The sequence below is a fragment of the Cupriavidus sp. 05T313 genome, assembly GCF_056396665.1.
In genome coordinates, this window is sequence record NZ_JBFTLX010000054.1 from 20,290 (window position 1) to 31,109 (window position 10,820).

At 62.9% G+C, this 10,820-nt stretch carries 10 protein-coding genes and 2 pseudogenes; 5 read left to right on the forward strand and 7 right to left on the reverse strand.

Annotated features, from left to right (window positions below):
* Positions 1 to 6 precede the first annotated feature (6 nt).
* Positions 7 to 735, reverse strand: coding sequence for a TetR/AcrR family transcriptional regulator (locus tag AC1DKD_RS14840; protein ID WP_477103857.1), 729 nt, complete (start codon positions 733 to 735; stop codon positions 7 to 9).
* A gap of 124 nt (positions 736 to 859) precedes the next feature.
* The gene (locus tag AC1DKD_RS14845) at positions 860 to 1,411 is read right to left on the reverse strand and encodes a TetR/AcrR family transcriptional regulator (RefSeq protein ID WP_441629668.1); all 552 of its coding nucleotides are present in this window, start codon (positions 1,409 to 1,411) and stop codon (positions 860 to 862) included.
* A gap of 565 nt (positions 1,412 to 1,976) precedes the next feature.
* On the opposite strand from AC1DKD_RS14845, the gene AC1DKD_RS14850 reads away from it, so the two are divergent.
* Positions 1,977 to 3,356: an amidohydrolase gene (locus AC1DKD_RS14850; RefSeq protein WP_477103858.1), complete on the forward strand. Its 1,380-nt coding sequence runs from the start codon at positions 1,977 to 1,979 to the stop codon at positions 3,354 to 3,356.
* A 94-nt stretch (positions 3,357 to 3,450) separates the two neighbouring features.
* On the opposite strand, the gene AC1DKD_RS14855 is transcribed toward AC1DKD_RS14850, so the two are convergent.
* Together AC1DKD_RS14855 and AC1DKD_RS14860 are read right to left on the reverse strand one after the other, a co-directional pair.
* Complete coding sequence (locus tag AC1DKD_RS14855) at positions 3,451 to 3,843, reverse strand: hypothetical protein (protein WP_441629670.1); 393 nt, start codon at positions 3,841 to 3,843, stop codon at positions 3,451 to 3,453.
* A gap of 193 nt (positions 3,844 to 4,036) precedes the next feature.
* Positions 4,037 to 4,279: pseudogene (locus tag AC1DKD_RS14860) on the reverse strand (Tn3 family transposase); the annotation flags it as partial.
* 332 nt (positions 4,280 to 4,611) lie between these two features.
* Between AC1DKD_RS14860 and AC1DKD_RS14865 the strand changes: the two are divergent.
* From AC1DKD_RS14865 to wrbA, 3 genes and pseudogenes are all read left to right on the forward strand, one after another.
* A pseudogene (locus tag AC1DKD_RS14865) lies at positions 4,612 to 5,193 on the forward strand (carboxyl transferase domain-containing protein); the annotation flags it as partial.
* A gap of 427 nt (positions 5,194 to 5,620) precedes the next feature.
* On the forward strand, positions 5,621 to 6,571 hold the full coding sequence (locus tag AC1DKD_RS14870; RefSeq protein ID WP_441629681.1) for a ring-cleaving dioxygenase: 951 nt from the start codon (positions 5,621 to 5,623) through the stop codon (positions 6,569 to 6,571).
* A gap of 17 nt (positions 6,572 to 6,588) precedes the next feature.
* Positions 6,589 to 7,215, forward strand: a complete 627-nt coding sequence (gene wrbA / locus AC1DKD_RS14875) for an NAD(P)H:quinone oxidoreductase (protein WP_441629671.1) — start codon at positions 6,589 to 6,591, stop codon at positions 7,213 to 7,215.
* A gap of 91 nt (positions 7,216 to 7,306) precedes the next feature.
* Here wrbA and AC1DKD_RS14880 read toward each other — a convergent pair whose 3' ends face one another.
* From AC1DKD_RS14880 to AC1DKD_RS14890, 3 genes are all read right to left on the reverse strand, one after another.
* Positions 7,307 to 7,699, reverse strand: a complete 393-nt coding sequence (locus AC1DKD_RS14880; protein ID WP_441629672.1) for a hypothetical protein — start codon at positions 7,697 to 7,699, stop codon at positions 7,307 to 7,309.
* A 1-nt stretch (position 7,700) separates the two neighbouring features.
* Entirely contained in the window at positions 7,701 to 8,609 is a 909-nt protein-coding gene (locus AC1DKD_RS14885; protein ID WP_441629673.1) for a tryptophan 2,3-dioxygenase, read from the reverse strand.
* A 175-nt stretch (positions 8,610 to 8,784) separates the two neighbouring features.
* The gene (locus tag AC1DKD_RS14890) at positions 8,785 to 9,903 is read right to left on the reverse strand and encodes an iron-containing alcohol dehydrogenase (RefSeq protein WP_441629674.1); all 1,119 of its coding nucleotides are present in this window, start codon (positions 9,901 to 9,903) and stop codon (positions 8,785 to 8,787) included.
* 260 nt (positions 9,904 to 10,163) lie between these two features.
* On the opposite strand from AC1DKD_RS14890, the gene AC1DKD_RS14895 reads away from it, so the two are divergent.
* Positions 10,164 to 10,820 (forward strand): nitroreductase (locus AC1DKD_RS14895; protein WP_477143405.1); only part of this gene is annotated, 657 nt, incomplete at its 3' end.

The window sequence follows — 10,820 nt, forward strand, 5'->3', positions numbered from 1 at the left end:
GGAGGGCTACGACTGCACGGCGCTGCGTGGCCTTGCCCTTGGCTTGCTTGCGGCCGTATCCGAAGCGACTGCCGCCGCCTTCTTCTTCCCTGCCGCCAGCAGACCGGTCAGCACGAACTGCTGGACGCTCTGCCGCCATTGCGCGAGCGCGACTTTCGGACGTGGGCTCGGTCCGGTCGGCTTGGCACTGAAGAACATGCTGACGCCGTGCATGGCCGACCATGCGGAGCGCACCATCATGTCATCGAACTGCTCAGCCAGGTGGTTCTCCCGGAAGTAGTCCTGGACCGCGCCGGACAAGAGCTGGTAAGACGCATTGCCTGCTTCGAGCAGCTCGGGATACTTTTCCTTATCTTCGATCTGCGGCCCGAACATCAGGTAGAAGAGGGCCGGATTCCTGACGGCGAACTCGATGTAGCCGTCCATGACGGTGAGCAGCCGCGCCTCGGCAGTCATCTCAGGCGACAGCCGGGCCCGGCGCACGGCAACCAGTTCACGGAATCCTTCGGCGGCGATGGCGGCCAGCAGGCCCTCCTTGTCGGCAAACTGGTTGCGCGGCGCGCCGTGGGAAACCCCCGCGAGCTTGGCCGCGGAGCGCAGCGTCAGTCCGTGGACGCCCTTGTCGGCCAGGATCTCCCTGCCGCAGCGGATCATTTCTTCCCGCAGATTGCCATGGTGATAGCTTTGGCGAGCCGGGCGAGCCGGGCGGGTTGGGCGGGTCGTGGAAGTGGTCATCAGTGCGGTTCGCGGTGTCGTCAGGCCTCCATATTAGCGCCAACCCATCCCAGTCCCCTGACTCGCCGCGGCGCGTGCAACGGACGCGACGCATTTCGCCTTGGCTTGGCCGCAGGCCGCTGCGCTACAGCGATGACTGGAGAGCGTCCACGATCTCCGCGGACAGCGCTTCCGAGCGGACGGCGCGGGCCAGCACGAGGCCGCCAACCATCGAAGCGAGCGTGACGATCGCATCCTTGCGCGAAGCCTCATCATCCCCCCCCGCGACCAGTTCGATCAGCGACGCGACCCGCGCCTCGAAGCGCAGCCGCGTCTTGGCGTCAAGGCGGGAAACATCCGTGCCGAGCGCCGCGATCGCGCAACCCGATCCAGGGTTGTCGCGGTGCTTCTTGTTTACATAGGCGCGAACGATGGCGCCCTTGCGCTCAGGGGGCGGCGCGGCTCGCGCTGCCTGATCGAGCAACCCCATGGTCTGGTCGAAGGCGGCATCGATTGCCTCGGCAATCAAGGCGTCCTTCGACTCGAAGTGAGCGTAGAAGCCGCCGTGCGTCATACCGGCGCTCTTCATCAACTGCGCCACGCCGATGCCATTGACACCGTGCTTGCGGAATTGCGTCGAAGCCGCCTTGACGATGTGCTTGTGGGTTTCGGCTTTTTGGTCGTGTGAATAACGCATGGTCAGGGTGGGAAGAGTTCAAGAGCCTATTTGCCTCTGCAATATATAGCATTATGATTATCATGGCATCCAATTCTTTCTGGATGTCAACGCGCAGTGACGCGTATCCCGCACTCCCAATCTTGCCCTTAGGGATAGCATCGAGGGGAGGGTGGCGTGATCTTCCTTGACCCTGCCGGTTACCCTGTCTAGCATGTAGACAGCGGATACATTAGTGGTCGAGATAGAGGGATCGTCATGGAACTGCGGCATGGACATGGCGGCATCTTCTTGCGATATCGCTGTTTCTTCGCTTCGCGATATGACGATCATCATTTTGCGGGACCCGGGTGCCACTTCCCGCCGGCGCGGGCCTGTCGAGGGCGCTGATTCGGATTGGCCAAGGTAGTGCACAGGAGGAGGAATGGACGGCACACGACAGAAAAGGCTCAGATAACGATATGGAGGTATTCGCATGAAAACGCAGCAAGGAGGGAAGAAAGCCAGCAGCTTTTCTCGCGGCAGACTGCACCTGCATCCCGCAACACTGCCTGCATCAACCCAACAACAACGAAGGAGATCCCGCATGGCTGTCCGTCACACCGCATCCCGTTCCACCACCCTCATTGCTCTCGCCAGCGTCGCACTCGCCGCCGGCCTGCTCTGCAACGCCGCGCTGGCGCAGACCGCGCCGGCCCCTGCCAGCGCCGACACCCTGCACGTACAGATCGAAACGCGCGCCAAGGCCGTCGAAACCCAGCTCATCGCCTGGCGCCGCGACATCCACCAGCATCCGGAACTCGGCAACTACGAGACCCGCACCGCGGAGCTTGTCGCCGACCACCTGCGCAAGCTGGGCATGGAAGTGGAGACGGGCGTAGCCAAGACCGGTGTGGTGGGCGTGCTCAAGGGCGGCAAGCCTGGCCCGGTGGTGGCGCTGCGCGCCGACATGGATGCACTGCCGATCAAGGAACGGGGCGATGTGTCGTTCGCGTCCAAGGCCAAGGGTCTGTACTTGGGCAAGGAAGTCGACGTGATGCACGCCTGCGGCCATGACACCCACGTGGCGATACTGATGGCGGCAGCCGAGGTGCTCGCCGGCATGAAGGATCAGCTCCCGGGCACGGTCAAATTCATCTTCCAGCCGGCCGAGGAAAGTCCGGCAGACTTCGAACCCAACGGCTCCAATATGTGGGGCGCCAAGCAAATGGTGTCCGAAGGCGTGCTGGATAACCCGAAGGTCGATGCCATCTTCGGCCTGCACGTTACCAGCGGCATGGAATCCGGCAAGCTCGGCTGGCGCAGCGGTGCGTCGATGGCGGCGGCCGACCAGTTCTGGATCGACGTCAAGGGCCGTCAGGCGCACGGTGGGCGTCCGTGGGGCGGAATCGACCCGATCGTGGTGGCGTCGCAGATCGTGATGGGCCTGCAGACCATCCAGAGCCGCCAGGTCGATGCCATGCTGGAGCCGTCGGTGATCACCGTGGGTACCATCCACGGCGGCAACCGCATGAATATCGTGCCGGAGAAGGTCGAGATGATGGGCACCATCCGCACCTATGACGAAGGCATGAAGAAAGACATCCATGCCCGCATGAAGCGCACCACCGAGGCCATGGCAACCAGCGCTGGCGCCGAGGCCAACTTCCGCGTGGTGGAGCTGTACAACGCCACCATCAACCAGCCGGCCCTCACCGAGAAGATGGCGGCCACTTTGCAGCGGGTGGCTGGCGAAGGCAATTGGATGATCGCGCCCAAGCGGAGCGAATCGGAGGACTTCTCGTTCTACCAGGAGAAGGTGCCGGGGCTGTTCTTCTACCTCGGCGTGACGCCCAAGGGCCAGGATGTGAGCAAGGCGGCCTCCAACCACTCACCCGAGTTCCATGTGGATGAGCCGGCCCTGATCAACGGCGTGCGCGCGCTGTCCAACCTGACGGTAGACTACATGCTGATGGCGCAACGCTGAGCGCCCGGGGCCGTGCGCTGCAAGGCGGTCGTGGCGGCTACAACGGCGGTTCTTCCGCGTTGCCGCCCTCTTGGAGCCACCCCTCTCAAGGTGATTAAACGACACGTCCAGTCTTGATGACACGGGCGGTAGAAACATGCCGCAGTGCTACGCATCCGGCCATATAGCCTTTCTTCTTCGGTGCTTTCGGTCCCCGCGTATGTTTGCGCATCGCGCGGGGATCAACGTGCGCCGCGATCTTGATCAACTCGCGACCGACCTGAGCTGGGGTGAGGAGGTCATACGCCTGCCACACCTCGGGCGGCACCGCGATCATCATGCCAGCAAAAGTTGCCCGGATTTCGCTGGCTAGGTAATACGGTGAGAGCTCGATGTCGCTGGTATCCAGTTCATGCCGGATTCTCACCGCACTCGCAATCACGCTCAGTACGTTATACGCGAGCGCCGCCACGCCGAAGGCCAGCAGCGCCGCGCGCGGTTGGCTCAACGAGTGAATCTCACTAGTAAGAAGCGCTAAACAGCATGAGGCATCGGATCCACTTGACAGCCGAGATCGGCGAGGCGTTTGAGCAGGCGACGGGTGGTCTTGTCGACATGATGGCGGTCGAAGTAACGGAACCAAGGCGGCGTACTCAACGCCATCGTGGAGCATATGGTAGGCCGCGGTGAGCATGGAGGCACTGAACGTTGTGGAGGATGACCATGTTGGCGACCAGTTGGTTGTACTTGATCACCTTGCGCTGTTCGTGCCGCAGATTTTCGGCGATGATCCCGTCGCCACCAAACATCAACCACTGCGCGAAGTCATTGAACTGCTCACTCTTGTTCGTCGTGGCATGAATGGTACGCCGGAGCTCCGGCTCGTTCAGGTACTTCAGCAAGAACAGCGTGCGGATGACGCGGCCCAGTTCCCGGAACGCAAAGCCGTCGGCGAGCGCGTGAGCGCGGGGCAAACCATGATCGTGATCGAGAGTATGAAAATGCAACTCACCGCTGGAAGCGGCCGGCGATGGCATGGTCGCGGAAATTCCCTGTGCAAAGGGTGACTTGTTCGACCGGACGCGTTGCTGGTGCGGCTCGAAGCAGGGAAGGAGTAAGCATGCGCCGCATCGAATCCCGTATCAACACGCGTTCAGAGAGTTTCCAGGCCAACCGTGCGCACAACCTGCGCGTGCGCGCGGAATTCCTGGGGATGATGCAGGACGTCCGCCATCACCGGCCGGAGCGCGACATCAAGCGCCTACGCGACCAGGGCAAGCTGCTGGTGCGCGAGCGCTTGGACTTGCTGCTGGATCCCGGCACCCCGTTCCTGGAGTTGTCACCGCTCGCTGCCAATCATGCCAAGTATGACGCGCACATCAAGGGCACCGGCGTGGTCTCCGGCATCGGCGTGGTCAACGGCCGCGAAGTCATGGTGCTGGCCAACGACAGCACCATCAAGGGTGGTGCTGTCTATCTGCTCGGCGCAAAAAAATCCATCCGCGCGCTCAAGATCGCACTGGATGGCCCGCCGCTGGTAAAGGCCGCCACCGGCGAATACATCAGCGCGGCCGAACTGGGCGGCGCGGATGTGCACACGCGCATCTCGGGTACGGCCGACTACGCCGTTGACTCAGAAACCGCATCGCGCTGGCACGCGAAATCAGAGGAGCTATAAGGGATCATTCCCGACGACATCAAGAAGCAGTTCGACATGCGTGAGGTGATCGCGCGCCTGGTCGACGGAAGTTTGTTCCATGAATACAAGCCCGACTACGGCACCACGCTGGTATGCGGCTACGCTTATCTGTGGGGCTACAAGATTGGCATCCTCGCCAACAATGGCGTGCTGTTCAGCTAGGCTGCGCAGAAGGCCACCAGCTTCATGCAACCGTGCGACCGCGACGCTACTCAAGCAAGCTAGGAGGGATCTTGACGGGCTCACTAGATCCTTCAGATCGAGCATGGCATGGGGACTCGCCGGCCATTCCGGTGCCGGCGACTTTTGCKGGGGTAAGCGGGTGACGCCCGATCGTACTCCAACGCTGGCGCACACCGACACTCGGGCAAACCTTGGTGCCCTGCCGCGTCTGCGTCCCGACAGCGTCGGGAATTGCATCCCGCGCCACCTCGAGCACCGCGCCTCACAGGGCGGCATTGTCCAAGTTTGCAGAACCCTGCGTACAACCCGTGACGGCTGCCCAATCGGTATCTGCCGTCATAAGCTGTTGCACAGGAGCGGCTATGCGCTGTTTCTACATGCCTATTTCAAACTGGAGAGGACAATGTTAATGCTCAAGGGATTTCATCATCTGACCCTCGGCGTGAGGCACGCACAGGAGGATGTGGACTTCTACGTCAAGCTGCTCGGGCAGAGCCTCGTGAAGAAGACCGTGCTTCTCGACGGCGAGGATCCCATCTACCACCTTTACTATGGCAACGCGAATGGCGATCCAGGGACCCTTGTGACGTCGTTCCCGTTCCGGCAGCGGGGCGTCATGGCGCGTCCGGGATCGGGCCAGGTGCGGGTCATCAACTACTCGGTTCCCAAGGGCTCGCTCGAATTCTGGCGCCGCCGCTTCGATGCCATGGATGTGCCATATGACAGCGAGATCGTCGAGCGCTTCGGAGAGCGCCGCCAGCGGTTCCAACATCCGTGCGGCATCGAGTTCGATCTCGTCGAAACGGATCTCGATTCGCGTCCGGCTTGCGTGGCCAGCGATATCCCCGAAGCCCATGCCATCCGCGGCGTCCACAGCATCACGCTGTCGCTGCGGGAAGTCGCCGAATCGATCCGCTTCATGAGCGAAGCGATCGGTTTCCGGTACGCAGGCCAGGCGGGATCCTACTACCGCTTCGAGACGTACAACGGCGGCCCGGGCATGATCGTCGAGTTCCTGCATGAGCCGGACCGGCACCAGGGTTCGTCGATCTACGGCGAAGGCACGGTCCACCATGTGGCCTTCGCGGTGGACAACGTGGAGCAGCAGGCGATCCTGAAGGAGAGAATGTTTGCCCTGGGTTACATCGATACGTCCGAATCGGTGCACCGCAACTACTTCCGCTCGATGTACTTCAAGATGCCCGGCGGCGTGATGTTCGAGGCGACCACCACCGACATCGGCTTCGCGATCGATGAAGAGCCAGGCCATTTTGGCGAGGAATTTCAGCTCCCGCCCTGGCTGGCGGATCGCAAGGACGAGCTGCTGGGCCGGCTCGAGCCCATCTCTGTATGACGTTGCCGGGGATCACCATGCAAAAACCGAAAGTACTGATTGTTTTCTACTCACGAAACAGTTCCACCGAGATGCTGGCCAAGGCTGTCGCCGAGGGGGCCCTCGAGGCTGGCGCAGAAGTCCGCATGCGGCGTGTGCGGGAGGTTGTCGGCCCCGACGTCATGCGACAGGCGCCGGGCTGGCTCGAGAACGCCACGGAGATGAACGCGAAATACGAGGCGCCGACCGAAGCCGATGCTGAGTGGGCTGACGCCATCGTGTTCGGCACGCCGACGCGGTTCGGGTCGATCTCGGCCGAACTCAAGGCGTATATCGACGGGCTCGGCGGCCTCTGGTTCGCGGGAAAACTGAATGGCAAGGTGGGCTCGGTCTTCGGCTCGACGTCCTCGCGCCACGGCGGCAATGAAGCCACGCTGCTGGCGACCTACGCGCCCATGGCGCACCTGGGCCTGATCATCGTGCCGCTGGGCTATGCCGACGCGGCGATGTTCAAGGCCGGCACCCCGTACGGCGCGACTCACGTCTCGCACCGTGACGCCGTGAAGCCCGACGACGATCACCTGGCGGTTGCTCGGTTCCAGGGCCGCAGGGTGACGACCGTCGCCCGCGCCTTGCACGTCCAGCCGCAGCCCGTGGCAGCCTGAAAGTAAAAGCCTAATCGTAAAAAGGGGCGGAGACTCGCAGTCTCCGCCCGATTCCTGCATCGCCACAGGCCGATGACACGATGGCAACCGCTCAGGCTGGCGCAGTCTCCACGCAGCTTGCCATGGCATCGATCCGGCGCGATGGCGGTAGCAGGTCGTCCCATATCGACATGAACCCCAGATACGCCAGCCGCACCAGGTTAACAACCCAAAGCACATCGCCAAGGGCGAACGCGCATCCCGCGAGATACAGGGCTGGCGCGGAACGCGGCGTGCGGTCCAGTGCCTTCAACACGCCTTCAACGTGATGGCGTGCGGTCCGCTGGCATGCGGCATCGCGGCGGACCGCAATGCCGCCTCGTTCCTTCGCGATCCTGGTGCGACAGGCGGCAACAGGTCCTGCATCCCCGGCATGGTTGACGATCATGGACTCGAGCGCCGCGATTTTGTGATCGTAGACCGTTTCCATGACCGTCTTGAGCACGTCACTCCGTGGCCCGGGCATTTCCCTGTCCGCGAGCGTGCGGACATACCGCGGGCGGATCGCCGATGAAGCCGCGCGCAGACCAGAGTTCCGGGAACGGGATCTCGTTCATGGTCGGCAGAAGCCAGGCAATGCCCTCGGTGCCGAAGTAGGCCGGCCGGGCGCCGAACGTCCGGCGCGTTGCCATCAGGTGCAGGTGCTTCCACGCGGAGAATCCCTCGGCGATGTCGGCCAGCGTCTCGCCGAGCTGCTGCAGCTCCCGGTGCTCTTCCGGGTCGGCGTAGACCTCGCGCCAGACGTTCTCGACCACCTTGTCCGGCGTGTAGGGCACACTGAAATCGCGGTCGAGTACCACCGCCGGCACGGTGAAGCCCTTGCGGCTCAGGTGGGCGAGCACGTCGTCATACAGGCTCGGCTCTGCCAGCGCCTTGCTGAGTTGTGCCCAGCGCCGGGGCTGCGGCAGGAAGTGCTGCAGGTGCTCCCCCTGCTTGATGCCGAGCAGGTAGACCATCTGCCGGTACGTCCAGCCCTGGAGGGCGGTGTCCTTGCCGTACTTCGGGCCAACGCAGGACAGGATGGCGAGCAGGTCGACAGGCGTCATCCACGCGATGGAGCGCCATGTGGCATTGAGCGGCTCGTGGTGGGCGACGACGCGCCGCAGCGTCCGGCAGGCCCCGATCAGGTCATCGGCACGCAATTGCGCCTGCGCGGCTTGTATTTCCTTGATGATCAGCATCCAGTACAGCTCGGACACCTGCGCCGATACGATCCAGGCGTGCTCGCCGGGATGGTCGCTGACCGGGTGCTGCAGCGAGTGGAGCACGTCTGTCTGTAACCAGTCACTGTATGGCGTATGCCCGGCTGGCGTTCCGGCCGGCACCGGGGATGCGGGCTTGACGGTATCGTTCACTTTGGTCTCCTCGTGGTGGTGGTAGGGTCAGGCAAGTTTTGTGGAACGGCGACGGTCCGCTGCATCGACTCCATCTGCGTCAGGCCTGTTGCGGTGATCTGACGACTGGCCAGGGCATCGAGYGCGTGGCGCAGGCCGACGGGATGCGGGAAGGTGTCGGATGGCCGGCCGGTCATTACCACAGGCTCTCCAACAGCGCATCCAGCTTCGCGCCGGCATCCTCGCCAAGGTCGCCGACCTCGGAGGGATAGTTCTGCTTGAGCAGGGCCGCCATCTCGGGAAGCTTCGCCCGATCGAAATCGAGGTCGCCTAGCCGGCTCGGCAATTCCAGTGCGTCCACGGCTGCCTCAATGCGGTCAGCGAGGAATGCGGCGGGCGTGCGGATGCCACGGTCCGTGGAAAAAATCTCGAGCTTTCGGCCATAGGCGTCGGCGCAGGCGCGGATGACGGGCGCCAGCGCAATGCACGATGTCACGCTGTGCGGTACCCCAAACGTCCCGCCGAGGATGTGCCCGATGCGATGGCTCAGGCCGTAGATGACCGAAGCAGGATAGAAGTAACACTGCCACGCGGCGAGCTGAAGCTGCAAAAGGTCGTCGGTCGACACGTGGCCGCCCGCGATGGCCTCGGGCGTTTCGAGCTTGCGCGGCCACTTCTCCAGCACGGCAAGAAAGCGCTCCACGCCCCTGGCGGCCTGGATGGCGTGTGGGTGGTCCACGCCGACCCGGCGCATGCCTTCCACCGCATGGTCGATCCCCTTGATGGCCGAACTCAGCAGCAGCATACGTGGCGTGTCGACAATCATCCGGGGGTCGATCACCACCAGCCTGGGCGTCGTTTCGCGCACGGCATAACTGCGCTTGAACTTCCGGGGACCGTCCGTTTCCGTCACGCCGAAGTAGTGGGAGAACTCCGAACCCGACAGGGTCGTCGGAATCGCGGCAATGGGCAGGTAGCGGCCTGTCTGCTGGAAATGCTGGTAGGAGACTGCCTTTGCGGCGTCGAGTACAGAGCCGCCGCCGAGGGCGATGATCGATCCCGCATTGGCCTCGATGCAGGCACGCAGTCCGTCGCGTACGGCGAAATCGGGCACATGCGGCGGCAGGCCGGTGAAGGTGCCCACGCCGTCGCCGATGGCAGGCTGCAGGTACTCGCGGTTCAAGGCCTCAAGGAATTCCACGGTGAACGTCATCGGACGGCGGATGCCGTAGTTCCCCATGGAGGGGGCGACGGTTTGCAGCACTCCGTGTCCCCAGACAATCTCTTCCTGCGGCAAGCATTTCAACTGGTTCATTCCACTTCTCCACCATGTTTTCGTATGCGATCGGGGGCTCCGATCCCGAGTAGGAAGATAGGCGAATCGGGTTCGCGCGTGCGCGCGGGATTTGAGAACGGAGCGTCCAGGATTTTGGACGCCGCACATGTGCGTACGGGGGCCTGTCGTTCGTTGTTTCCGGACGAAGCTTTCAAGTTTTGCCGTCTTCACAAGGCAGGGGACGTGTCTATGATCCTTTCCACCGTAGCGACCCCCACCACGAGAACGGAGACATGAAGATGGAGGCAATCCAGATTACAGAAGCGCTGATTCGCGGACGCCACAGCAAGCGCGGCTTCCTTGACCAGCCGGTGCCGCTCGAGACTGTCAGGGACATCCTGTCGGTCGCGAAATACGCGCCGAGTTCGAGCAACACGCAGCCCTGGCGCTGCTATGTACTGACCGGAAAGGCTCGCGAGAAGATTGCGGGAGCCGCGGTCGAGGCGTATCGCGCCGATCCTGAGGGACTGGCTCCCGACTACCCGTTCTTTCCAAAGGAATTGCCGGCACCATTCTCGTCGCGCTTCAATACGTTTCGCGGGATGCTGGGCGATGCGCAGGGCGTGCACAGGAGCGATATCGTCGGGCGCCGGCGCGACGTCGAACGGCAGTTCCGGTTCTTCGATGCGCCAGTGGGACTGATCTTCACCATGGACCGGCGCCTGGAATGGGCCAGCTTCATCTGCTACGGCTGCTTTCTCCAGAACATCATGCTGGCCGCGCGCGCCCGGGGGCTGGATACCTGCCCGCAGCAGATCTGGTCGCTGCAATCGGCAGTGCTTCGTGAAGGCCTCGCCATTCCCGACGAGGAGATGGTCGTGGCCGGAATGTCACTCGGCTATGCAGACAACAATATTCCGGAAAACAACATGGCGCTTAGCAAGCTGGAACTGGAC

Bases quoted from the DNA above. Each gene is read 5' to 3' on its own strand.
- AC1DKD_RS14840 (WP_477103857.1), bottom strand. From the start codon at position 735: ATGACCACTTCCACGACCCGCCCAACCCGCCCGGCTCGCCCGGCTCGC.
- AC1DKD_RS14890 (WP_441629674.1), bottom strand. From the start codon at position 9,903: ATGAACCAGTTGAAATGCTTGCCGCAGGAAGAGATTGTCTGGGGACAC.
- wrbA (WP_441629671.1), top strand. From the start codon at position 6,589: ATGCAAAAACCGAAAGTACTGATTGTTTTCTACTCACGAAACAGTTCC.
- AC1DKD_RS14845 (WP_441629668.1), bottom strand. From the start codon at position 1,411: ATGCGTTATTCACACGACCAAAAAGCCGAAACCCACAAGCACATCGTC.
- AC1DKD_RS14870 (WP_441629681.1), top strand. From the start codon at position 5,621: ATGTTAATGCTCAAGGGATTTCATCATCTGACCCTCGGCGTGAGGCAC.
- AC1DKD_RS14850 (WP_477103858.1), top strand. From the start codon at position 1,977: ATGGCTGTCCGTCACACCGCATCCCGTTCCACCACCCTCATTGCTCTC.